The sequence below is a fragment of the Bradyrhizobium symbiodeficiens genome (genome assembly GCF_002266465.3).
In the GTDB taxonomy this organism is placed as follows: Bacteria; Pseudomonadota; Alphaproteobacteria; order Rhizobiales; family Xanthobacteraceae; genus Bradyrhizobium; species Bradyrhizobium symbiodeficiens.
In genome coordinates, this window is the sequence record NZ_CP029427.2 from 1,638,321 (window position 1) to 1,663,045 (window position 24,725).

Genomic DNA, 24,725 nt, shown 5'->3' on the forward strand with positions numbered 1-24,725 from the left:
CATCCTAATCTCATCGCGCTTTAGAGTTTCAGAAGATTGCCGGCCCAAGCAATTGCGACGGTGACGAATGCGGCTGCTGCTGCTTTTGCCAACAGCCACGGTAGCGGCTCCGACGGCAGCAGGACGAGGGCTGCGATGAATGTCGCGCCGACGATTGCCGACAGCGCGAGTCCGGGCCTTGGATAGGCGCCGAAACGGACCGTGGGGCCGCTTGCGAAGCCAATCACCAGCCCGGTGGCAAGTCCCGCGCTCAAAAGAGTCGCCGTTGTGCCGAGGCCGGCCGCTCCGTCGACGAGGATGAACGTCGCGATGAGCGCGAGCTGGCAGCCTGCGACAACAATGAGCCGCATTGCCGCCTTTTCCAGGTGAGGGACGAGCGCCAGCGTGGCCTGCAAATGCGTATGCAGGAAATAGAAAATCGCGACACTCGGCGTCACCGCGATGAAGCTCGGCGCCAGCGCGGGCGGCACGAACAGCCTGGCAGCGTCCGGTATGAACGCGATCAATCCTCCCAGCATGACCGCCGTCGAACAAATCGCGAGGTCGAACAGGTCTGTCGCTGCCTCCTGCGCGGCCGCCCTTGTATCGTTGTCGAACCGCGCGACGACATCGGGATAGCTGATGGTGTGGATGGCTGATAGCAGCACGGAGAACGGCCGTTGCAGGAGATCGAGTGCCATCGAGAAGCCGGCGCTGGAGCTGGAAGCGACGCCGAAACGGCCGATGATCAGGAAGCGGATCAGAATCGGGGCCGAGAGATGGACGATGGACGCTCCTGAGGCGAGCATTCCATAACGGGCGAATCCCGACAGGTCCGAGCGCGTCGTCTGCCGCGGAGACCAGCCCGGCAGCTTGCGGTCGACGATCGAACCGGCGGCCAGTCCGAGGACGTGGCCTGCAAGGAGACCGAGTAACGCCGATTCCGCGGTCCCGTACCATTTCGCGCCGACGACCGCGCCCAGTAGTAGAAGCGTGGCCCGGCAGATCATCAGGGCCGAAGCAGGTGCCAGCCGGCCGGAGACACGGATCGTCATGTAGTGGAAGTCCGTTGCCCCCTGAACGACCGTGACGGCGAGGCCGAGCCCAATCAAGCCCGCCGATTGTGTCCGGGCGACCGCGACAAGGCTCGCGATGATAGCCAGCACGATCGCGCTGAGCGCAACCGCGCTGAACAGGGACGAGCGCAACCGAAGCGCCTCGTTGCCGCTGCTCGAGGACAGAAAGCGCTGGCCTGCGAGCTGGATCCATTCGAATGCGACCACCGCAGCGAATTGGCTGGTGGCAGTCATCAGGGAGTATGTCGTGTATTGCGCGGGATCGAGCAGGTAGCCGAGCGCGAAGATCAGCAGAATCGCGGCGAAGCTTTGATAGAAATAGCTGGAGAGAGCGAGAAGTCGAACCATGGGTCTGACGGCTTCCGGCTTTTCTCGGGACGGCCCGGCCGCCTGTCCGCTGGTGGCGCGATTGGCGCACAATTGCACTTGTACGGGCTGCTATGGCCCCCCTTAAAACATGGCGCGCGACAGCAATCAATGTCGGCGTGATCCGGTCCGGTGCCAACAGGAAGCCAGGGCGGCAAACTCGCCGCAATGGCTCACTTGTACTGGTCGCCCTGGACGCCGGCGCCTCAAACGAAGAGGAAGTTGCCGTGGTCGAGGGTCTGCAGGTTGACGTTTTGCAGGACGATTGAATCGGTCGCCGAGATCTGAATGACCGTACTGGAGCCACTTTGCGTCATCTGGAGATGGCTGTAGTCCGCGACCAGCGATTTGGAGATTTCGATCACGTCATGGTTGGCAGCCGTCCCGACGTGAAATCCCGCGATCGTGTCCTTGCCATGGTCGTAGAAAATGGTGGTGGATCCCGGCGAGACCATGAACAGATCGTTGTTGGCCGAACCCTGCAGCGTCTGGCCGGCGGTGACGGCCGTCACACTGTGTGTTCCGTCGGCATTCTGCATGTCGATCTTGAGCAGGGTGTTGCTGGCGTCGCGGCTGTCGTGCTCGATTGCTCCCGGCCTGCCGGCGACGGCCCAGTTGAACAGGTCGGAACTGCCATCAGCATATTTGATGACCTCGGACGTCTTCACGCCCGTGCTGTTGTAGACGTCGGTGGTCTTGGTGCCATCGCTGCTCGTGATCTGGGTGTAGTCGAAGGTGCCGTCGGCATGTAGCCTGATGTCCGAGAGCACCGTTCCGGCCGAGTTTGTGTGCTGGTATTCGGTGACGAAACTCTTGCCGGTGATATTAAAGAACGAATTGTCGTGCGTGCCGTCGGAGTTGGTGGCGTAGTTCGCGGTCTTGACGCCGGCCGTGTACACTGTCGTCGAGGTCGAACCGTCGGTGTTGTAGACGGTATCGTTGGTGAGCGCGCCACTGGAATCGAACAGTTTCGTCTCCTTCCAGCCGTCCACGTGGGTGATGTACATCGACGACGGGTTGCCGCCCGAGTAGTTGGTCGTCGTCGTGTCGCCGTTTGCCGCCTTGTTGACCTCCTGCGTGAGAGCCCCGGACGTGTTGTAGAGGTCGGTCAAACTCGATCCGTCCGCGTGGGACCGCACTTCGCTCAGCTTGTGGCCGGTACTGTCGTAAACGTCGGTGACCTTGCTTCCATCGCTGTTGATCACCTGCTTGTAATCCAGCGTGCCATCGGCGTGCATCCGGGTGATCAGCGTGACCGCGCCGGAAGCGGTGCTGTGTTGTGCTTCGGTGATGTAGGATTTTCCGGCGATGCTATAGAACGTGTTGTCGTGGCTGCCGTCGGCATTGGTGACGTAGAGGGCCGTCTTGACGCCGGCGGTGTACGACGTGGTCGACAACGAGCCGTCGGTGTTGACCAGGGCGTCGGTCGCGAGCTTGCCGCCGCTGTCGTAAAGCTTGGTCTCTTTCGAACCGTTAGCATTGACGATGTAGACGGACGCAAGCAGTAATCCGTTGTAGCTGGTGGTCGTCATCGACCCATCGGTTTTCTGTACGACGTCCTTCACGAGGTTGCCGGAGGTGTCGAATGTGTCGACCGTCGTGGTCGTCGACGTCGACGCGGTGACGCTGACCTTGCGGCCCGCAGAGTCGTACAGCGTGGTGACCTTGCTTCCGTCGCTGTTGACCACCTGGGTATAGTCGAGCGTACCGTCTGCGTGCTTGCGGGTGTCGATCGTCACCTTGCCTGATGCGTCGACATGGAGTGTCTCGGTGACGTAGGATTTTCCGGTGATGTTGTAGTAGGTGTTGTCGCGGGTGCCGTCGATGTTGTTGACATAGAGGACGGTCTTCACGCTGGCAGAATACAAGGTCGTCGAGGTCGATCCGTCGGTGTTATAGACGGTATCGTTGGCAAGCTTGCCGGCGGCGTCGTAGAGCTTGGTCTCTTTCGATCCGTTGGCGTTGATGATGTACGCCGCTGTCATGAGCGAGCCGTTGTAATTCGTCGTCGTCGCGGAGCCGTCGGGCTTTTGGACGATCTCTTTCACCAGCTTGCCCGCAGTGTCGAATGTGTCGGTCGTCGTGGCCGTCGAGGTAACGGTGATCAGATTGGTCTTGCGGCCGACGGAATCGTAGAAGGTCGTGAGCTTGCTTCCGTCGCTGTTGATCACCTGGCTGTAGTCGAGCGTGCCGTCGGCGTGCTTGCGGACATCGGACGAGACCTTTCCGGTTGGGTCGACGTGCAGCGTCTGGGTGACGTAGGTCTTGCCGGTGATGTTGTAGAACGTGTTGTCGTGGCTCCCATCCTTGTTGTTGACGTAGTGCGCCGATTTGACGCCCACGACGTAGGTCGTGGTCGAGGAGGATCCGTCTTTCGAAACCACGGTGTCGTTGGTCATGCGGCCGCTGGCATCATACAGCCTGGTTTCCTTCGAGCCGTCGGCATTCGCGATATAGACCGATGTCGGCACGGCTCCACTATAGTTCGTCGTCGTCACCGTGCCGTCGGCCTTCTGCACGACTTCCTTCACGAGCCTGCCCGACGTGTCGAAACTGTCGGTCGTGGTGGCTGCCGAGGTGGCGCTGACCAGAGCGGTCTTGCGGCCGACGGAGTCGTAGAAAGTCGTGATCTTGCTGCCGTCGCTGTTGATCACTTGGCTGTAGTCGAGCGTTCCGTCGGCATGCTTGCGGATGTCGGAAGTCACCTTTCCGGTCGCGTCGACATGCAGCGTCTCGGTGACGTAGGACTTACCCGTGATTCCGTAGAAGGTGTTGTCGTGGCTTCCGTCCTTGTTGTTGACGTAGGAAGCGGTCTTTGCTCCAGCTGTGTACAGTGTGGTCGACGAGGAACCGTCCTTGTGCTGGATTGTGTCGTTCGTCACCCCGCCGGTGCCGAATGTCTTCGTCTCCTTGGAGCCGTCGGCCTTGACGATGACCTCCTGCGTGACGACGCCAGCCTTGTAGTTGAAGCTGTCGGTCGAACCGTCCGCATTGACCGTGACTTTGCTGGTGGCGACGCCGTTGCTGAAATTGGTCGTCGTGGCCGAGGTCAGGGTGCCGGAAGAATTGAAGACCTTGGTGAGGGTCCAGGTGCTGCTCGACGTCGTGACGGAGAACGAATAACCGCCCTGGATTGCCGCGAGGGCCTTCCCGTAGTGAGAGATGATATAGCTCATCGTCGCTTCGGACGCGACGGGAAGGACATGCGTGTCCGTCAGCGTGATCATCTGCAGCGTCGTCGAGGCGTTCAGGTCCGACAACTCCGCGACGACGTCGGCCGCCGTATTGGAGACATTGACCAGAGCTTCGGGAGTCGATCCCGACCGGGCCGGAGCATCGATCTCGATGATCAGCGGGTGATCGCTGAGCGGGAGCACGATCTGGCTGACGTCGGTGTAAGTCGCGATCGGCGAGGTGCCGCTCATCGGGTCGTAGACGACGACCGAATGATGAATGCCGCCGAGATTCACGGTGACCGGCTGGGTGGAGACTGAAATCTCGCTGTCCGTCGCGTCGTCCCAGATCTTCGGCTCGGCCCAGACCACGAGATCATAGGCGCCATTACTCTTGGTCAGCACCAAGCTGTTGCCGGAGGCAGGCAGTCCCGACAGCGAGTAGCCGAGCTGAGCGGTCGGCGTATGACCGCCGGTGCCGTCGTCGGCGAGGATGGAGGTCAGGTTGTGGATCGCGGTTGCAGCCAGTTTTGGTGTGCCGTCGGCATTGAACAGCCCCATGTTCTGACCGGGATCGTTCTTGGCAGCGCTCGTGTCGTGATCGAGCAGCTCATAAATATAAGTGGTGCTGACGCCGTCTTTGAAGGCATCGACCAGAGTGTTGAGGATCGACTTGGCCTGAACCGTCTGGTCGACGCCGAGGTAGGGGGCGCTCTTTATCGTGCTGTAGCCGGTCTCCGTGATGACGATCGGCTTTCCCGAGGCGACCGAGCCGGCTTCGCTGAGATAGGTCGCGAGGGCGGCGGCCGCGGTGGTGTAGGTTCCAGCATAGGCGTGCGAGTTCGCGTAGTCGGTGTAGGAGTTCAGGTTGCCGAGCTTGGCGTAGTCATTAGTATCGGTATAGCCGAGCGAGAGATTGTAGACCGACACGCCCGACAGCGTTGCGTCGCCCTTGATCGCCGTGTAGAGCGCCATCTGAAACTTCGCCGCCGCCGAGACGTCGGTGCTTCCGTTGTACGAGAACGCCTGCGTGTTGGCCTCGTTCAGGCCTTCGACCGCGATCAGGCTTCCAGGATGAGCTTTCACGAAGCTGTCGAGTTGGGCGAGATACTGGGCGAGGCCGGCGGAGCCCGCCGCCGGCAAATTCGAGGACACGATAAAATCGAACTTGTAGCCGTCAGCCGCGAGGCCCTGCATAACGGGTTGGCTTTGGGGCGATGTCGCGAGCCCGTCGCGCAACTTGGTGACGCCGAGATATTTGAGATCGTCCTCGACGAGCGCGAGGTTGTTGTAACCTCCCCATGAATACGCCACGTGTGTGTTGACGCCGATGGATCCAGTGAAGGAACTCGCTGAATGAAGGGTCTGATCGACAGAAGACGTGGTCATGTGATGCTCTGCATGTGAGTTCAATTGCCGTCGAGCAGTAGCCCCGACGTTTGTGTTTCAGGTGTTTTATTCAGATAAAAGTCGACACATCGCGGAGTCAGTGCGCGATGCATTTCGTCGACTCGTTTGAGAGAGTGATTAACCGCTATCGATGTCAGCCGTGTGCGTGAACGATGTCACCACGGAGGCGCGGTGCTGTTCCCTGTAACGTTTGTTGTGCAGGCTGCATGCGGCGTAGGCAAACTACGCGATGCACCCGGGAAAACTACGGGACGTTCCGAACGTTTTGCATGAAAAAATTAGCGGGTTGCAAACCAGCGTCACGCACTTCGCGAACCCGATCGACGATCGACAAGCGATCGTCAATCGCCTGTCATGTCGATGGGCGGCTGCCGACGACGTTTTCGAACAGGGTGCGGTACTCTTCGACGACACTCGCGAAGGTATATTGATTTGTTTGTAGCGACAGTTGCTTAACCATCGCTGCGATTTCGTCCGGCTTCGACAGGAGTTGCCGGATGCTGGCGGCAAGGGACTCCGGATCCGGTTCCGTGAGCCAACCCTTCGCGCCGCGTGCGACGGCTTCGGGAATGCCGCCAAACCTCGTCCCAAGGAACGGCTTGCCGGCGGCTCGCGCGTCGGCAACCACGATCGGGCCCGGCTCCTCCCAGATTGGCGGAATGACGACGACGTCGATCTGCCCGTAGAATTTCTCCGGTGCAATGAAGCCGAGGAATTCGAGCGTTACGCGCGGCGCCAGATTTTGAAGCTCCTGCTTCAATTCGTCGCTGGCATGTCCGGCGATGACGAGCCGGACTGAGCTGGGCGGCAGCAGGCCTACGGCCTTGACCAGATTGTAGATACCTTTTTCCTCGGTCAACCTGCCGATGAATCCCAACCGCAAAGTATTCGAGGGGGGAGTGGCGGACGGGACAATCGGCTGGAGTGACGATGCATGCCGAATGACCTTCCGCGTCGTGTTCGAGAACAGCCCGAGCTCGGTGTGGATGTCGAGGATCCGCTGGCTCACGCCGATGACGGCGCTCAATTGGCCGGTCGCGCTGCGGCGGCTGATCGTTAACAATTTGCAGCTGAAGCATGTGTGATTGCATGCCCGGCCATTGGAGAAGCGCGAGCACCTCGGGCAGGTCAGATAATAGTCGTGCAGGGTGTGGACGATCGGAATGCGCCGGTCGTGCGCCGCCTTCCAGACTGCCGTCGTCAGGCCCGACAGGTTGTTGGAATGCAGCAAGTCCGGCTTGAAGGCATCGATGCGCGCGCCGACGACATCAGCCGTTCGCTGCCAGTCTTCGATGGCGTGCCAGATGCCGCGTGCAGGGGCGCTGCGCTGTTCGGTAAATGGCAGATAAATATTCCTGCTTTGCGCAGAGTAGACTTCGACGTCGTTGTATCGCTCGGCCTTCTGGTCCGGCACGGAGGCGGCGCGAACCACCTGGATCGTGTCACCACGCGCGACGAGACTCTCGACCAATCGCCGGACGAATATTTCGGCGCCGCCGACGACTTTCGGCGCCCCCGGCGTCGGATACAGCGATGAGGTGACGAGGACCTTCATTAAGAATGTGTCTCAATATCCATTGTGGCATCGGCGCTGCAGCTTTTCGCCCGCTATTGTTGTGAAGAGGTCCCGGACTTGCCGGTGTATATCTCCAGGTATTGCCGCGTAATCGTCTCGGGGGTGAATTTCTCCGCAAAATCCGTTCGGGCCGGTGAACTCTTTTTCCATCGATCTGCCTGGCGAATTGCCTCCTGCATCAGTTCGGCGAGCCGCCGATGGTCGTGTGGCTCATATTTCCCTACTAGATTAGAAAAGTCCGATATCTCCGGTATTCCACCCGCTGTGGAACAAATTGTGGCCTTGCCGGCCCCGATCGCCTCGATGAGCGTCCGCGGCAGCGGCTCCGGCCAGACGGAGCTGATAAGGCAGACGTCGACGCCGGCGTAGAAGTCAGCAGATTTGGTGAAGCCGAGCCATTGCACGCGATCATTTCGCGAAGCTGCCTTAATATCTCGCACGTAGGCTTCAAGGCCCCTTCCGGCAATCTTGAGTTGCCAGCCGGTATCGGGAAGCAGCTCCGCAGCCCTGAGCACGACGTCGATGCCCTTCTCAGGCTCCAGGCGTCCGATGAAACCGAAGGTCAGGTCGTCGCCAGCAGGCCCCGGTGTCTCTGCGAGATTAGTTGTGTCGGCGATATTGAAGATGACGCGGCGGGGAATGTCCGTGAAGTAGCCGGGTGCGAGATGGCGCTCCAACACGAACTGGCTGTTGGACGTCACCGCGTCGACCAGGCGCGAAGCGCGGCGATACGGCGCGGTCATCGTCGCGCAGGCCGCGCAGCGCTGCATGCATGTCGCGCCCGCCCGAAAGAGCGTCGACCGTTTGCAGATCAGCGAATAGTCACGCAAGGTGTGCACGATTCTGATGTTGCGACGTTTGGCTTCTGACCACAGCGAGACGGAAAATCCCGTGAGGTTATTAGTGTGGACGACATCGGGCTTTTCGATGTCGAGAATCTCGGCGAAGCGGGCTGCGGCCTTGCGATTCCAGGTGTCCCGCAGATGCCATTTCAGGCGCTGGATCGATGAAGGCTTTGCGTCGCGGCCAAACGGCCAATAGTCGTTATCCATCGGTACGCGGTAGACGCGCACGCCATTGAGGTCTGTGACCGATCGCGCCTGCTCGTTCTGGAGGCAGACGACCGAGACCTGTCGGCCGCGCTGGGCCAGCGCCTCCGCGAGCAGCGAGACCGATACTTCAGCGCCGCCGATGATTTCCGGCGGATAGAGCGTGTTGACGATGAGAATTCTCAAGAGGTGCCTCAGATTAGCCGACCGCAGCTGTTATGAGGGGCCTCAGTTAGCCGGCCTGATCTCGAAATCAAAGGCGGTCTGCCCCTTCGAAGTAACGAGGAGCGGCGTGGTCGATAGCTCGGTCCAGGCGCCGGGAGCGGGGCTTGACCCTTGCTGACATACATGGCTGACCTCGGCATTCGATTCTGCGCCCCTTAATCGCACTTGAAAACGTTTAGTCGGAGTTTCCGACCAAAGCGCCGCCTTCGTTTCCGATCCGCTCTTGCTGCGGATGAGGACGACGCCCGGAACGGGCTTCGTCCGTTCAGCGGTCTGGCTTGTGCGAATGAATGCCCAGCTTTCGCGAATAGAGCATACAGCGGGCTTCGGCGAGTTGTCGAAATGATAGATTCCGAAATTGTGTTCGAGTTCGGTCAGCTTGGTGCCGCTATCCTTGAGCTCGTAGATCCAGATTCCCTTCAGCCATGGCCCGGCCGTCGATGCCCAGAGGATCATTTGCGCCATGTTATCCGCGGAAAGCTGCTCATTGACGCTGCACTTGGCTTCGCCGGTCGGCCAGCCGGTTTCAGTCAGGTAGACCGGATAATTAGGATTGCCCGTCGCCTGGGCGACGCGCTTCTGGAACGTCTCGAGGCGTTCCATCGCTTCGGCCGCGATGCGTCCGGCAGGCGCCGCGCAGTGGTTGTAGATATGGATCGATATGCCGTCAGCGATCTTGAGCAGATCGGTCTTCAGCAGCGCATCCGTCCATTTGAATCCCGGATCGTCGCCGAGCACGCCGACCACGAAGGGGGCCGAGGGGACCACGCGCTTGACCGCCGGCTGCACCGCTTGGGCGAGCGCAACGTAATTCTCGACGTTGAAGTCCGGGTTTCTGCGTGCGCCGAGATTATACTCGTTCCACATCTCGAAAATGGGCCGCTGCGGCGCCACCGCTTGCGCAGCTGCCGCGGCGTAGTTGACGAACCGCCGCCGGGCTTCGTCAGTCGTCGGCGGATCGGAGTTGGGGACGAGGTGATGGCCGAAGCCGAGGATGAGCACGGGCCTTCCGACGCCGGACTTGACCTGGGCCTCGAGGCGGCCGAGCTGCGGGTTGAAGCCGAACGCATGGCCGGGAATCTCGAAATCCGACCAGGGAAAATCGTCACGGAACGAGGTGACCCCAAGTTCTTTCAGCTGCTTTACGGCGATGGAGGGGACATAGCCGCGCCCGCCTATGGGCCCGCCGAGACCCTGGTGCGTGCCTATTCCCAGCAGAATTCGTTGGTCCAGGGGCTGCGCATTCTGAGCACTGGCGGGAGACAAGGCTGCGCTGATTGCCGCAACCAGCACGGCAGAGAGCACTCCTAAGCCACGCAGGACAGGTCTGGTCGGTTCGATCACGCTCGTGCTCCACATTGGCCCTCAACTGGCCGAACGAACTACCTCCCCCTTGTGGTTCGAATTGGGCGAAGCTGCCGCTCCGGGTCATGGGCGGCAGCTAACCATGGCGATCACTTGGAATTCAGGATGACCGAGCTGATATTGTCCGCATTCACGGTCGCCGCGTTCAGCGGGTTCATGAGCTTGACGAATTCGGTCGAGGGCGATTCCGCCACCGAGATCACGTCGTGATCGCGCATCCTGAACGTATCGGCCTGGAACCAGCCGTCGGGCTTGCTCATGTCGAACTTGTAGACTGCAGGGACCATCTTGGTCGGGAACTGCGAGACGTCGACGCCGATCTGCTGCAGCAGCGGCTTGGGTTCGAAGCGGTAGACGTAGATGGACTTGGAGTCCGCACGATTGGGGTCGAGGCCGCCCGCCTTCGCGATCGCTTCGGCCAGCGACATGTTGTCGTTCTCGAACGAGAAACGACGGTTGTTGGTGCCGCCGATCGATCCCGGCGATGGCGTCGAGCCGAACACCATGTAGACGCGCGGAATGCGGGTCAGGAAGACGACGTCACCCGGCGCGAGCAGCGCGTCTTCGTTGGGGTTGTGCACCACCGAGGACATCGTCTCGCTGTAGGTTCGGCCCTCGCGCTTGATAGTGATCGTGCTCTCGTAGGACGGGTATTTCGGGCCGCCGGCGCGCGCGATCGCGCCCATCAGACGAATCCCACCCGGGTCGATCGGGAAGCGGAGCGGCGAGTTGACCTCGCCGAGCACGCTGATCTGGTTGCCGCGCTGTTCGGCCACGCTCACGACCGCCTGCGGGTCGATGGCGCGGTCCTTGAGGCGCTCGCGGATGATGTTCGACACGGCGCGCGGCGTCAGTCCCGCGACCTTGATCGATCCGGCGTAGGGAATGTTGATGCTGCCGGACTGGTCGACCTGCTGGCGCGGAATGTCGACGAAGTTGCCCGGCCGCACGCCGGCTTCGCGCGGAATGAACAGGCCGCCAGCCTGCGCTTCGTACACGGTCACGGTGACGATGTCGCCGATGCCGATCGTGACGTCGCGGTAGTTGCCGCCGGGGAGGCGGGAGAACACCATTCCCGAGGAGTCCGTGAACGCGTTGGTCGCCTGGAGGATCGCCGGATTGACCGGCATCAGCGCGTAGGCGAGCGGCGCGGTCGGCTCGGTGATGAGCGCTGCATTTGTTTGCGTTGAGACCGCATCCGGAGCGTCTAAGGGAATGAAGCCCGAGCAACCCGCCAAGGAGGCACTGATCGTAGCGACAGCCAGGATTCGGCTAATCCCGAAATCAAAATTCAAACGTTCGGTTTTAGCCACCACTATCCCTCATACTCACCTAAAATCGGAATCACCGTACAAATCCCATGCTGCGGAGTCACTGCTGCGTCTTCGACTTTATGGTAAAGCACTTATGGCTGTGACCTTATTGCAACTTGTGAACCGTGACGCTCGTGCAAATCGCTGTTCAAAATTTGTGCTGAGCGTCCTCTTTAATAAGCAGTTCGCGCACTGGACATACACGTGTCAGATCGATGTCACGATTGAGGCTGTCGTCGCACTTGTGAGCAGCCTGCGGCGATGGACCTGCACATGCGATGACATCGTCGCTGGATGACGTTGTCGTAAACTTCAAGTATTGGATTCGAGCTTGAATTACCTTGCGTTGTGCTTTCGTCGTCCCTGCGGCGTCCGAGGGGAGGTCACTCCGGTGCATCGGAGCGATATTTCTGCGACGCGATTCCACCTCCATTAACGCTTAGATTCGGAAGCTGGCGTCACGCTGGCGTCCGTAAGGTCTTCCTAATCCTGATCCGGCTAGTGGTCGGTCAACCAAAAGGGAAGGCGAAGATGATGTTGCACACCGGATCACTGCTGTTCGCGGCGGGCTTTCTCACCTGCGCAATGGTCGTCATGTTTATAGTCGCGTGGTCATTCTCGGACAACCGCGTGACCGACGGCGACTTCACGCAGGATGATGCCCGCCGGATGGCTTGATCGGCCGATCGCTACGATCGCAGATTGTTCGGGAAATCGGACCGCAGCTCCGCTTGCTGTCCGGACTCGCTGGTCCGCACATGCAGGACATCGGCATAGACCTGGCTGAGGGTGCGGTGGGTCTGCTCGATGTCGTAGAGGCGGGTGAAGCGCTCGTATCCGGCCCGGCCGACCGCAGGCAGATCCAGCCGGGCTGCGCGCTGAAAACCTTCCATCAGCTGTTCGGCCGAGACCTCGTCGCACAGCACGCCCGTCGCACTGTCTTCGACGATTTCCGGCAGGGCGCCGACGCGGAACGCGATGATCGGCTTGGCCGCCCGCATCGCCTCGATGGCGACCAGGCCAAACGCCTCCCAGCGCGACGGAATCGCGATCATGTCGGCCTGGTCGAGCTCGGCCTCGATCTGGTTGCGATTCATCCAGCCCAGAAACGAGACATTGGCCGGCAGGTCGCTTCTGCGGAATTTGCCGACGACCGACGCGCCGATGAGGCGTACGTCGAGCTTGTCTCCAAGCGCGCGCGCCGCCTCGATCAGGAGATCGTATCCCTTTTGACGGTCGAGGCGTCCGATGAAGAGGACCTTGATCTTGTCCGACCGCCACGGCGTTGCCCCCTTGTCGAGCGCGGGACGCTGCTTGGAAATCCCGTTGTGCACAAGAACCAGGCGATTCGCCGCGATTCCGACCTGCATGGCATCGGCCCGCTCGCTTTCCGAGATGCAGACGATGCGATGGGTGAGTTTCGACAGCACGAGTTCGGTGAACTTCGTGACCTCGCGGCTGAGACGGCCGGTCTCGCGGCCGAAGGCCCATCCGTGCGGGCAATAGACGATGCGCGAACGCCGGTAGGTCAGCCAGAGCACCGGGCGCACCACGAGGCCTGCGAACGACGAGTGAAGATGGATGATGTCAGGCCGAAGCTGCCTGACCGCACGCATGGTTGCAGACAACATGCGAAACAGGCCGACCGCGTTGCGACCGTCGCGTGGAAACGTGGTGATGGCGTCATCCTCGATGTTCACCAGATCGCCGCGATGGTCGGACGGAACGACATAGTTGACGTTTCCGCGGCCGAAGCTCGCGTTCTGATGCGGATGCAACTCGTTGAGGTAGGTCGCGATACCGCCTCTGACCGTTTCGGCGATGTGCAGAACTTTCAGGCCGCTGGACAACGGTCATTCCTTCCTTGTCTTGCAGACGCCAGATATCGCGGACGCACGTCTAATGCCTCTACGCAGCAATAATTGGGCCGCGTCATTGTTTCGGGTGGCCGGATGCGGGTTTGGCGAGGAATTCGAGCATCGCTGCGGCGGACTTGGCCCAGGAATATGTCATAAGGCGCTTTCGCTGCTTCTCTTGTTCCGCGGGCGAAATCCGGCCAAGTTCAATTCTTTCGCGCATCCGTGCAGACAACTCGTCTGCGTTCAGCGGGTCGAAATAGGCGGCGGCGTCGTCGCAGGTCTCGCGCACCGCATCGGCGGACGTCGCGATAACCGGGCAGGCGAAGTACATTGCCTCGAGGGGCGGTATTCCGAAGCCTTCGTAGAGGCTTGGAAACACGAACGCCGCGGCCCGGGAGAACAGCGCCGCGATCTCCTCGTCCCTCAGCCGCCCGGCGATGATGACGCCAGCCTTCGATGCGGCGGCTGCGCCTCCAAACACCTTGCTGTTGTCGCCGCCAACCACAACCAGCGGAAAATCGGCACGGCCAAGCCGCTCGGCGGCGCGAATGGCGGTATCGAAATTCTTGTTCTTCGTCATCGAACCGACGAAGAGGAAGAACTGGTGAGGCGCAAGATGCAGTGTGTCGATGATCGAGAAATCGGGCGCGACGGTGGCGAAATGTTCTGCGCTGTTCGGGATAACGGGGATCGACGCCGGATCCAGCGACAGTGCTCCGGCAAGTTCGTTGCGCGAAAACGCGGAAACCGTTGCGATCGTTGCTGCGCGTGCCAACAAATAGCCGAGCGTCCGGTGCAAAGCGAGGTAACGCCAGCTGAAGAAGTCCGGCCGCCGGAAGACCTGCGCGTCATGGATCACGACCAAATGATCGCGGTGGAGGACGGGGCCGGAATTGGCGAGGCTGACCAGGCGTGTGCCGGCAGCTGCGCGCGCCAGGTCGACCTGGTCCCACGCGTGCCCCTGCAACGATCCGACCTGCTTGACGTTGATGCGGCGAAGACCGGCGAGCGTTTGCGCATTTGGGGGCGCCAGGATTTGCCACTCTGCATCCAGCAGTTGCCGCGGAGCCTCTCCGCTCGCGAGCAAGCCGTCCATCGCCTTGACGATTTCGGCGGCGTAGCGTTGCACGCCTGTTAGCGACTGTGACAGGAACCTGCCGTTGATGGAGAGTTTCAAAGCCGAACTTTTTCTTTGCGGATTCTGCGGGTGTCTTACGCGAATGTTGCCTCAGGACTGAGCATTCGCGCCGGATATACGATATCACGTGTAGCACATGCGGCGCTATCGTTCGAACGTCCTCGTGGGCGGATAGCATGCGAGGATGCATGACACCATCATGTTTCCTACACATTTCGATGCGCTTACATGGATGAGCTCGGTTTGATGATTGTCGTGATCGTCCAAACCTTGTCTCTCATGTCTTGGTCTGGCATTGCTTCGCGGTATGAACGAGATGACAACTTTACGGCCAGTGATCGTTACCGGTGCCGCCGGCTTTATCGGAATGCACGTTTGTGAACGGCTGTTGGCGCGTGGCGAACAGGTCGTTGGCATCGATGCCCTCACACCATATTATGATCCGGCGTTGAAGCGTGCGCGCCTCGCAACGCTCGAGCACCGTCCAGGGTTCAAATTCTACGAGATCGATCTCGCAGACTTCGCCACGGTGACGCGTGTGTTCGACGAGGTCTCGCCCGATCGCGTGGTGCACCTTGCGGCGCAGCCTGGCGTGCGCGCGTCGATCGACGATCCCATCACCAGCATCCGCGCCAATTGTGACGGCTTTGTCACCGTGCTCGAAGCCGGCCGGCGCCACGGTCTGGCGCATCTCGTCTACGCCTCGTCGAGCTCCGTGTACGGCGCCAACCGCACCTTGCCGTATTCGACCGAGCATTCGGTCAACCATCCCGTCAGCCTCTATGCCGCGAGCAAGAAGGCCAACGAGCTGATGGCGCACACATTCGCGCATGTTCACAAGCTGCCGGTGACCGGCCTTCGATTCTTCACCGTCTATGGTCCGTGGGGCCGGCCTGACATGGCCGCCTGGCTCTTCACGCGCGCGATCTTCGCGAACGAGTCGATCAAGATTTTCAACAACGGCGATATGTGGCGCGATTTCACCTATATCGACGACATCGTCGAGGGCGTGATCCGCACCCTCGACCGGCCCGCGACGCCGAACCCCGCATGGAACGCCGAGCGGCCGGAAAACTCGTCGAGCTATGCGCCGTATCGCGTCTACAACATCGGCAATAACCGCTCGGTCAATTTGATCGAGTTCGTCGATACGCTCGAGAAGATCATCGGCAAGCCGGCGATCCGCCAGCTCTTGCCGATGCAGGCCGGCGACGTCCTGGAGACGCGCGCCGACATTTCCGCGCTCCAGCGCGACGTCGGTTTCTCGCCTTCGACGTCAATCGCTGATGGTCTCGGCCGCTTCGTCGAATGGTATCGAAAGTACCACGGCGTCTGACCCCGCAATCGGCGGCACCTGCGTGCCGCCCGGGAACGCCGGTTGTTGCGCTTTTGGTCGCCGCCGACCTTGTCAGCGGACGCGAACGGTGGTTATCCCGTCCTTCGAATCTCTTTCGCGGGAACCAGGCGCAGGCCTATGGCTGAGCGGATCGCTCTCATCACCGGCATTACGGGGCAGGACGGCGCCTATCTGGCCGAATATCTGCTGTCGCTCGGCTATGTCGTGCACGGCATCAAGCGGCGTTCGTCCTCGTTCAACACCGCGCGGGTCGATCATCTCTACCAGGACCCCCATGTCGGCAACGTGCCGTTCCTGATGCACTACGGCGACATGACGGACTCGACCAATCTGATCCGCCTGGTGCAGCAGATCCGCCCGACCGAGATCTACAATCTCGCCGCCCAGAGCCACGTCGCCGTCAGCTTCGAGAGCCCGGAATATACCGCCAATGCCGACGCGATCGGCGTGCTGCGGCTGCTGGAAGCGATCCGCATCCTCGGCATGGAGAAGGAGACGCGGTTCTACCAGGCCTCGACCTCCGAGCTCTATGGCCTGGTGCAGGAGATCCCGCAGAAGGAGACCACGCCGTTCTATCCGCGCTCGCCCTACGGCGTGGCAAAGCTCTACGGCTACTGGATCACGGTGAACTACCGCGAGTCCTATGGCATGTTCGCGAGCAACGGCATCCTGTTCAACCACGAGAGCCCGATCCGCGGCGAAACCTTCGTCACCCGCAAGATCACGCGCGCTGTCGCCCGCATCGAGGTCGGCCTGGAAGAGACGCTCTATCTCGGCAATCTCTCCGCCAAGCGCGACTGGGGCCATGCGCGCGACTATGTCGAGGGCATGCACAAGATCCTGCAGGCCGACAAACCCGACGATTTTGTGCTTGCCACCGGCGAGATGCATTCCGTGCGTGAGATGGTCGAGCTGTCGTTCGCGCAGGTCGGCCGCCGCATCGCATGGCGCGGCGAGGGCGTCGAGGAAACCGGCGTCGATGAGAAGAGCGGCAAGACGGTCGTGAAGATCGATCCGACCTATTTCCGTCCCACCGAGGTTGATCTCCTCGTCGGCGACGCCAGCAAGGCGCGCGAGGTGCTTGGCTGGACGCCGAAGCGGAGCTTTGCACAACTCGTCGCGGAGATGATGGCGAGCGATCTGGCGGGCGCAAAGCGGGATGCGGCGAGTGGCAAACGCACCGTTTGAGCTGAAAGGCAAAAGCGTCTACGTCGCCGGCCATCGCGGCATGGTCGGCAGCGCGCTCGCGCGCCGGCTCGAACGGGAGGACGTCGAGCTCGTCACGGTGGACCGGCGCGAGGTCGATCTCTGCAACCAGGCGGCCGTGTTCGACTGGTTCGCGAGGACGCGGCCGCAGATCGTGTTCCTTGCCGCGGCCAAGGTCGGCGGCATCGTCGCCAACAACACGCTGCGGGCCGAGTTCATCTACGACAACATCGCGATCGCGGCCAATGTGATCCAGGCCGCGCATCAAAACGGCGCCGAGAAGCTGATGTTCCTTGGGTCGTCCTGCATCTATCCGAAGCTGGCCCCGCAGCCGCTGCGCGAGGATTCGGTGCTGACGGGTCCGCTGGAGCCGACCAACGAGCCCTATGCGATCGCCAAGATCGCCGGCATCAAAATGGCGGAGGCCTATCGCGCCCAATACGGCAGCGACTTCATCAGCGTGATGCCGACCAATCTCTACGGCCCCGGCGACAATTATCACCCCGAGCTGAGCCATGTGGTTGCCGCCCTGATCCGCCGCTTCCACGAGGCGAAGCTTTCGGGCGCGAAGAGCGTCGTCGTCTGGGGCACGGGCACGCCGCGGCGCGAGTTCCTTTATGTCGACGACATGGCGGACGCCTGTGTCCACCTGATGAAGACCTATTCGAGCGCGGAGCTGGTCAACATCGGCACCGGCGAAGACATCACCATCGCCGAGTTCGCACGCGTCGTGGCCGCGGTCGTCGGTTACAGCGGCGAGATCGCCTTCGACACCTCGCGTCCCGACGGCACGCCGCGCAAGCTGCTCGACGTCAGCCGTCTTGCCAGGCTCGGCTGGCGCGCAGCGACCTCGCTTCACGATGGCTTGAAGCGTGCATATGCGGCGTATCTGTCGCATACGTAGATTGCAACAATCGCATGTCGCGTCTTTCGGGAAATGTCCGCCGTTGTTCGGCGCAGAGCGGTCAAGATTTATTCGGTCCGCGCAGCAACTTGCCCTAATGTTGGGCGTGCGGCCGGATAGAGAAATGGTCTAGGGTGTTCAGCGGAACATCCGTCGTTAACGGAAAGAGTTTTTCATGCGAATCGCGATGATCGGAACGGGCTATGTGGGACTGGTGTCCGGAGCCTGCTTTGCGGATTTCGGTCACGATGTCATCTGCGTCGACAAGGACGAGAAGAAGATCGCTGCTCTTCATCGCGGCGAGATCCCGATCTACGAGCCCGGGCTCGACGAACTCGTTGCGACCAACGTCAAGGCCAAGCGGCTGGAGTTCACCACTGATCTCTCCAAGCCGGTCGCGGATGCCGATGCTGTCTTCATCGCGGTCGGCACGCCGTCGCGCCGTGGCGACGGACACGCCGATCTGTCCTACGTCTATGCCGCCGCGAAAGAGATCGCGCGGTCGCTGTCCGGCTTCACCGTCGTCGTGACCAAGTCGACCGTTCCGGTCGGCACCGGCGACGAGGTCGAGCGCATCATCCGCGAGACCAACCCCAAGGCGGACGTTGTCGTCGCCTCGAACCCCGAATTCCTGCGCGAGGGCGCAGCGATCCGCGATTTCAAATTCCCCGATCGCGTCGTCGTCGGCACTTCCGACGAGCGCGGTCGCAAGGTGATGGGCGACATCTATCGGCCGCTGTCGCTGAACCAGGCGCCGCTGATGTTCACGGAACGCCGCACCGCCGAGATGATCAAATACGCCGCCAACGCCTTCCTCGCGACCAAGATCACCTTCATCAACGAGATCGCCGACCTCTCCGAAAAGGTCGGCGCCAACGTGCAGGAGGTCGCGCGCGGCATTGGCCTGGACAACCGCATCGGCACCAAATTCCTGCATGCCGGTCCGGGCTTCGGCGGCTCGTGCTTCCCGAAGGACACCAAGGCGCTGATCAAGATCGCGCAGGATTACGACGTGACCTTGCGCATTGTTGAATCCGTGCTGGCGGTCAACGAGAACCGCAAGCGTGCGATGGCGCGCAAGGTGAGCCAGGCGCTCGGCGGCTCGTTGCGCGGCAAGACCATCGCCGTGCTCGGCCTCACCTTCAAGCCCGACACCGACGACATGCGCGATGCTCCGTCGATTCCGCTGGTGACGGGCCTGATCGACATGGGCGCGAAGGTCAAGGCGTTCGATCCCGTCGGCATGGAGCAGGCGAAGGGCGAGCTGCCTAGCATCATTTATTGCGAAGATGCGTATTCCTGCGCGACCGGTGCGGATGCCATCGTCATCGTCACGGAATGGGTGCAGTTCCGCGCGCTCGACCTAGGCCGGTTGAAGGCGGAAATGACGCAACCCGTCATCGTTGACCTTCGGAACATTTACCGTCCCGAAGAGATGGCCAAGGCCGGTTTCGTCTATGAAAGCCTCGGACGCGCGAGTGCGTCGCGCGACGGCTAGGCAGATAGCGATCGCTCTGTATCCCTTATTCGAATGTGCCTTCGGCCGATTGGGCTTGGGGCTACTCCTGGTAGGACATCTCAACGGCTCCGCACTTTTCGTCGCCCCTATCGAAAACACCGGCGATGCGACCGCTCGTCGATGCGCATATCTTGTATCCATTCGTCGTTGTCGGCCTGTCCGGAGGTTATGAGCGCTGTGACCCACCGAACATCAGCCCAGAAGCTCTTTCTTGACGCTGTTCGCTAAAAGCAAAACGAGAAGCAAGAGCCCAAGTGCTCCACTGGAGATGATCAGCTGCGCGAGAAAGAGAGCCGCCGGGGCCGAAAATCGACTCGCGCGGCTCTTTACCATCGGGCCGTTGATCGTCTCGCACAAGATTAGTTTCAGGTCGCCTGCTGGGCATCACGGACAACGGTTGATCAGGCTGTGCCGCTTCTTTCGATTTTGATCGGCCGTGCATCGTGTTGGGCCTCCGTCGCGCGCTGCGGGGGCTGCTTGCTATCCACTAATGAGACTTGGGCAATGACCTCGGCCGTGCTCGTCATCCAGAGGGCCCTCGCGATGGGCGGCGATATCTGCATGTTCGCCCACCACGCCCTTTCGTCGTCGTTTCGGTGCAAGGCCTGATGATGTGAGCGACATAGGGGTACGGTAAATTCATCGCTTACCTTGCACCCTAACGGTCTGGGTCGGGCGAACTTCAGGTGATGCGCATCCGTCGGAGATTTGTTGCAGACGAGGCAGGGATGCTCGCGAGATGCGCCTTGCTCCTCTTGCGCTGCGCTTCTTTTGGGATGGCGACATCGCTTTGGTCGGTCATTTGGCCAGGCTGAGCTTGATCGACCGCAGCCGCGGCCAGGCCAGCTTCGGAGGGGACAAGGGCTTGGATGGGTCGCTGCGCCGGCTGCTCCTCTTCTGGGCTGAGGGTGGATTGAGTGTCGGCGCATTGCTCGCACGGCACGCCGGCGGGCGTCGTGCGAGCCTGGCTCGCGCGGATCGCAAAGCCGGCCGGCGTTGTCTCGCTCCCGTGGGCTGCCGCCGGAGGTTCATTGGACCGGGACGCTGCAACATTCTTCAGAACGACCCAAATGAAGAGGAGCGAATAATTGTCAATTGTTCGATTGGTTGAGCGAACTTGAGATGATGGGCGTCGGCGGTGCCTTCTGACAAACAAGGCAACCTTGGGTGCGGACAAAAGCAAGGTGCTCCTCGCTTCGGTGTCGCGGAGGCTCCTTTGGAAATGCGAGGCCGGCATGGTCCGGCACGCTGTGAGCTCCTGGCAGATCGACCCGGCCGGATGCCGTTAAGGGCCGCCGGTTGATTGCAGATGGATCTGCCGCCATGTGAGAGGGCCCTGTGCCTTCATTATCGGTAAGATTGGCGGATTGCTCTAATCTATTCTGATAGGCGTTCTCAAAGTGCGGACGCTCGCATCCTGTGGGGTGTTATGAGAAGCGGACATTCTTTAGCCCAGGTAGGCAGCCCCTCGGTGCGTTCTTGATAACTGGGCTCGCCGAGAACCGATGCGGAAACTCGGGGGAGTGTTCAGGCGAAAGGACGGGCGGTCGATTTAGGGTATCCTTGGAAGACTTGCCTCGCCCGCCAGTCTGGACAGGCGGCTTGGCGGGGGCCGGGGGTCCTGCGGTGACGTCCGGGACATCGAGGTCGTCTTCGCTGGCGATCCCGACCAGCGCAGTTAAAGCATAGCGGCGGACATAGGTCAGCGCCGCTCCCATACGGTGTGGTGCCTCGACCTCCTTGCTGGCGCAAACCGGAAATTCTGAGGAAACCCACTCTCCCGAGGCGTGGGCAAGCAGGGTGGTGAGGTGGATCTGGCCGGTCGTGGGCTCGATCCGTGTGGTCTGAAGGGTCGCAATCTCCGGCTGGCTCAGGGTTTTGCGGACGATGTCTAGACCCGAAGCTAACGAAGCATTGCGGAAGCGCGGTCATCCTCCCGAGGGCACGGCGGGCGGACGACCTCTGTCAGGGTCTTCTCAGGGTCTGGGAGTTCAGCCTGGGCTCGTGCAAGAGCCCCCGCAAATGGCTCCGATGCGCTCCCTTGACTGATGCACGGGGCGCCTCCGCGGGTTGTGCTTCGACCTTCTTCAAGTCGGCCTGCGCGCTTTCGTGCTCATGATCTGCATCTTGCGTGCTGAGATGAGTGGCCGCCAGCTGCGCCAATCCATTTGAGCTTGAAATGTCGATGACCTTGACGGCCTCCAACCTTGGCCGAGGGGTCTCGATATTGAACAGGATGGGAGGCTCTCCGGTCTGCACGCAGCGCCAGAACTTCTTTTCTGCTGTCAGGAGAAGGTGCTGGTACAGCGGGTCCGCATGAACCGTGATCTCCACCCCTTTTCCGTCACCGGTAATGATCGATAGCGCAGCCGAGCTGGCCGCGACAACCCACATGTTGTGTTGAAGCTGGGCCATACATTCGTCTGCGGCGGTTTTTCCGGAAGAATTCCAGGGCATAAAGAACGTCAAGCATGGTTACCCACCACTTCTTGCGGCTCAAATTCGCGCAGCCCGGGCCCTCCTGAGGTGGAGCGCGGAAGAATTGGCGCGATCTTCTGCTTTAGGGGCGAATACCGTTCGAAGAGCAGAGATCGCGGAAGGGGCCACCGCCCTGACGGCCGCCAACGATCGCGCCATAAGGAAGGCGCTCGAGGAGGTTGGCGTAGAGTTTATCGACGAAAATGGTGGAGGCGCGGGAGTTCGATTACGGAAGCCGGTCCGCTAGAACGTCGCCCAGTTTCCGACTATCAACGCTCGTACCTATTGCCGGTCTCATTCCCGTGTGGAGCAGACCACATCGCATAGTGGTCGGACATCATGATCGGTTGCAACCAACCCGATCTTACAAGACAACTGGTCTACCTCTTTTCTGCTTTCGCGGTTTCAAAGGGGCGGTCGCCCTGACGATGAGCTTGATTCCCTCTTCGATTGTTAGCGTCGAATACTTTCCGCCGAAGTGCTCGCGTTCTATCAGCAGTTGGTGCGCCGCTCGGCGAAGTGCCCCATTGACGATCTTCTCCATGCCTACGGCATACTCAAATTGGCGATACTGCCAATCCGCTTCCCCTCGATCGTGCTCTACGTTTGGAAGACCAAGTGCTTGCTTCTCGTCGTCAGCCGCAAGAAAGGATCCGCTTAGGGACTCGAGCTTCCGCTGAGCATTGATCAACCTGAAAACGATCGGCATAATAGGTGCAGCGGATCCGCTTCCGGCTATCGTTCTAAGCACGCGTCGCGACTTAGTTAACGCGGTCGCATCCGCATTGAGTGTCCGCCTGTGACGGCGGACATCCGCTTTGGGGTGAAAAGGAAGCTGACGGTCTCAGACGCGCCAGGCAAGAGGCGGCCGGACTCAAAAGTATACGGCTTGTAGCCGAGAGACGCCGTTAACTCGATGAGGTCGGGTTTGGCGCTAAAGTCCTCGATAAGAAGTATTGGTTCGTGTTGTCCGAGCGTCTCGACGCCGCCCTTGACGACTTGAAATTCGAGGCCTTGCACATCGATTTTGATGAAGACTGGATCGGCTAGTTTCTGCGCATCGAGAGTTTCGACCGAGCAGGCGTGGGAGTCGACGACAAGTTTTGCCGGATCAAAAAAATAGACGGTGTCCGAATTAATCCAGGAATGAGCCTCTTGGTAGTCGAGAGAGCCCAGCCCGTCATAGACAAAGCCGCGATAGGACGGCACGTGCAGCTGGAAATTGCCGGGCTTGTCGGACAACCCGATCGGACGAATAGTCACATCGGGATCGCCGCGAAAGCGCTTTGCAAGTCTCGATGCGAGAGCCGGATTTGGCTCAAATGAGACAACCCTTGCGTTTGGTGCGTAGAGCCGGATGTTATCGATCGACTGGCCGAGGTTCCCTCCGACGTCGATGTAAGACCCATCGAGCCTGTCCTTGAACAAGCGAATAGCTTCGAAAAACGGTTCGCTGGGAACACTCCTTACCTTGCGGTAAGAATAATAGAACTGGTCTTTGGCTTCTTTGAGGATCGGAAAGTAGGATTGTGCAGTTCTGAATGGCTTCTTCAGTCGCCAGGGAATTTGCATGTTGCACCTTAAATAAACTGAAATAAGGACGAGACTTTATCACAAATTGATTTACTCGCCAAATCCAGTCTAGGATCAGCCTGTTTAAGCAGGGAATACTAATTTGTCACGTACGAGCCAACATTTTGTGGCACTCGATTTCTATCGTTTCGTGGCCGCGGTTGCGGTCGTGGTCTATCATGTCGCACTTCACGACCATGAGCGCGGGGAACTCTTCCCTGTAGTAGAGAAGTTCAATCTCTTTGTGGATTTCTTCTTCGTGCTGTCCGGGTTTGTGATTGCTCACGGCTACGCCGGCTCAGTCGATACCTGGCCCGGTCTCGTTACCTTCATGAGGCGCAGATTTGCGCGGATCTACCCGCTGCATCTGGTCACACTGGGGTTTTTTATCGCAGCCGTCGCGGTGATCGCGGCCACGCACAAGACGGCGCCGAACCCCGAGAAATACAGTTTGTCGCTCCTTCCGGCGCAGATATTCCTCGTGCAATCCTGGCCGCTGAACGCGCCGCTTCAGTTCAATTACCCTGCATGGTCAATCAGCGTCGAGTTTGCCATGTACCTGCTGTTTCCGCTCCTCATGTTGTGCGGTCGCAGATTTGGAATGCTGTCATTGGTTGCTATTGCATTGGCGGGGTTCGTGACGCTGGAAGTTTTGTGGGCCAGGGGCTTCATGCATGCCCCTTACTGGGATGAGAACTACAGCCCAGTCCGGGGTCTGCCAACGTTCACGGCCGGCATCGTTATCGCGGGGATTTACGGCAAGCTGAGGCATGGAGTTTTGCTTGGCGCGCTTTCGCTAGTCGCAGCGGGCGTCTTGATGGTGCTACATGCCAACGACTATTTCATCATCGCGGCGTTCTTCGCGTCGGTGTATTTGACGGCCTCCGGAGAGGCCGCAGTACCCGAGCACGTCCTCAATTGCAGATTTGTCCGCACGCTTGGAGACGCGTCGTATTCGATTTATATGCTCCATGCGTTGGTGTTGATGGCATTCTTCACCTTCGTCTGGCGGGGCCACGACGAAGCGCCTGGCAGTGTCTATGTCGTTGGTCTCCTGGCGGTAATCTGCGTGCTGTCAGTTGGAATGTTCAGGGGATTTGAACGGCCGATGCGTGATTGGCTATCCGGCCGCCGCAAAGCAGACGCCGTCCCTGTTTAGC

At 60.3% G+C, this 24,725-nt stretch carries 18 protein-coding genes; 6 read left to right on the forward strand and 12 right to left on the reverse strand.

Going from position 1 to position 24,725, the window contains the following annotated elements; all coding sequences use genetic code 11:
• Window positions 1–20: 20 nt before the first annotated feature.
• The 6 genes from CIT39_RS07735 to CIT39_RS07760 form a co-directional block, all read right to left on the reverse strand.
• Window positions 21–1,403 (reverse strand): polysaccharide biosynthesis protein, encoded by a 1,383-nt coding sequence (locus tag CIT39_RS07735; RefSeq protein WP_094973810.1) that lies wholly within the window; start codon window positions 1,401–1,403, stop codon window positions 21–23.
• A 224-nt stretch (window positions 1,404–1,627) separates the two neighbouring features.
• Complete coding sequence (locus tag CIT39_RS07740) at window positions 1,628–5,908, reverse strand: RHS repeat protein (protein WP_244607536.1); 4,281 nt, start codon at window positions 5,906–5,908, stop codon at window positions 1,628–1,630.
• Window positions 5,909–6,356: 448 nt separating this feature from the next.
• Window positions 6,357–7,559: a glycosyltransferase family 4 protein gene (locus CIT39_RS07745; protein WP_094973812.1), complete on the reverse strand. Its 1,203-nt coding sequence runs from the start codon at window positions 7,557–7,559 to the stop codon at window positions 6,357–6,359.
• Window positions 7,560–7,612: 53 nt separating this feature from the next.
• Window positions 7,613–8,815 carry a glycosyltransferase family 4 protein gene (locus tag CIT39_RS07750; RefSeq protein WP_094973813.1) on the reverse strand — a complete coding sequence of 401 codons (1,203 nt, stop codon included), beginning with the start codon at window positions 8,813–8,815 and terminating at the stop codon, window positions 7,613–7,615.
• A 42-nt stretch (window positions 8,816–8,857) separates the two neighbouring features.
• Entirely contained in the window at window positions 8,858–10,198 is a 1,341-nt protein-coding gene (locus tag CIT39_RS07755) for a glycoside hydrolase 5 family protein (RefSeq protein ID WP_244607537.1), read from the reverse strand.
• A 110-nt stretch (window positions 10,199–10,308) separates the two neighbouring features.
• Entirely contained in the window at window positions 10,309–11,457 is a 1,149-nt protein-coding gene (locus tag CIT39_RS07760) for a polysaccharide biosynthesis/export family protein (protein WP_244607538.1), read from the reverse strand.
• Between the two features lie 606 nt (window positions 11,458–12,063).
• Between CIT39_RS07760 and CIT39_RS07765 the strand changes: the two genes are divergently transcribed.
• Window positions 12,064–12,210 carry a hypothetical protein gene (locus tag CIT39_RS07765; RefSeq protein WP_155526014.1) on the forward strand — a complete coding sequence of 49 codons (147 nt, stop codon included), beginning with the start codon at window positions 12,064–12,066 and terminating at the stop codon, window positions 12,208–12,210.
• 11 nt (window positions 12,211–12,221) lie between these two features.
• On the opposite strand, the gene CIT39_RS07770 is transcribed toward CIT39_RS07765, so the two are convergent.
• Window positions 12,222–13,382, reverse strand: a complete 1,161-nt coding sequence (locus CIT39_RS07770) for a glycosyltransferase (protein ID WP_094973816.1) — start codon at window positions 13,380–13,382, stop codon at window positions 12,222–12,224.
• Between the two features lie 82 nt (window positions 13,383–13,464).
• Complete coding sequence (locus tag CIT39_RS07775; RefSeq protein WP_162308398.1) at window positions 13,465–14,568, reverse strand: glycosyltransferase family 4 protein; 1,104 nt, start codon at window positions 14,566–14,568, stop codon at window positions 13,465–13,467.
• Window positions 14,569–14,845: 277 nt separating this feature from the next.
• On the opposite strand from CIT39_RS07775, the gene CIT39_RS07780 reads away from it, so the two are divergent.
• From CIT39_RS07780 to CIT39_RS07795, 4 genes are all read left to right on the forward strand, one after another.
• On the forward strand, window positions 14,846–15,865 hold the full coding sequence (locus CIT39_RS07780; protein ID WP_094973832.1) for an NAD-dependent epimerase/dehydratase family protein: 1,020 nt from the start codon (window positions 14,846–14,848) through the stop codon (window positions 15,863–15,865).
• Between the two features lie 138 nt (window positions 15,866–16,003).
• Window positions 16,004–17,074 (forward strand): GDP-mannose 4,6-dehydratase, encoded by a 1,071-nt coding sequence (gene gmd / locus CIT39_RS07785; RefSeq protein WP_094973818.1) that lies wholly within the window; start codon window positions 16,004–16,006, stop codon window positions 17,072–17,074.
• A complete protein-coding gene (gene fcl, locus CIT39_RS07790) occupies window positions 17,055–17,996 on the forward strand; it encodes a GDP-L-fucose synthase (RefSeq protein ID WP_162308399.1) in 942 nt (313 codons plus the stop codon). The genes gmd and fcl overlap by 20 nt, the downstream gene beginning before the upstream one ends.
• Window positions 17,997–18,171: 175 nt before the next feature.
• A complete protein-coding gene (locus CIT39_RS07795; protein WP_094973820.1) occupies window positions 18,172–19,494 on the forward strand; it encodes a UDP-glucose dehydrogenase family protein in 1,323 nt (440 codons plus the stop codon).
• 422 nt (window positions 19,495–19,916) lie between these two features.
• Here CIT39_RS07795 and CIT39_RS33280 read toward each other — a convergent pair whose 3' ends face one another.
• The 4 genes from CIT39_RS33280 to CIT39_RS07805 all read right to left on the reverse strand — a co-directional run bounded on the left by CIT39_RS33280 (window position 19,917) and on the right by CIT39_RS07805 (window position 23,565).
• Window positions 19,917–20,444, reverse strand: a complete 528-nt coding sequence (locus CIT39_RS33280) for a DUF968 domain-containing protein (protein ID WP_465038484.1) — start codon at window positions 20,442–20,444, stop codon at window positions 19,917–19,919.
• 498 nt (window positions 20,445–20,942) lie between these two features.
• A complete protein-coding gene (locus CIT39_RS33165; protein ID WP_094973821.1) occupies window positions 20,943–21,404 on the reverse strand; it encodes an ERF family protein in 462 nt (153 codons plus the stop codon).
• 76 nt (window positions 21,405–21,480) lie between these two features.
• Window positions 21,481–21,984, reverse strand: coding sequence for a hypothetical protein (locus CIT39_RS07800; protein ID WP_414645235.1), 504 nt, complete (start codon window positions 21,982–21,984; stop codon window positions 21,481–21,483).
• 774 nt (window positions 21,985–22,758) lie between these two features.
• Window positions 22,759–23,565: an FkbM family methyltransferase gene (locus tag CIT39_RS07805; protein WP_094973824.1), complete on the reverse strand. Its 807-nt coding sequence runs from the start codon at window positions 23,563–23,565 to the stop codon at window positions 22,759–22,761.
• A gap of 127 nt (window positions 23,566–23,692) precedes the next feature.
• Between CIT39_RS07805 and CIT39_RS07810 the strand changes: the two genes are divergently transcribed.
• Window positions 23,693–24,724 carry an acyltransferase family protein gene (locus CIT39_RS07810; protein ID WP_162308400.1) on the forward strand — a complete coding sequence of 344 codons (1,032 nt, stop codon included), beginning with the start codon at window positions 23,693–23,695 and terminating at the stop codon, window positions 24,722–24,724.
• Window position 24,725 lies beyond the last annotated feature (1 nt).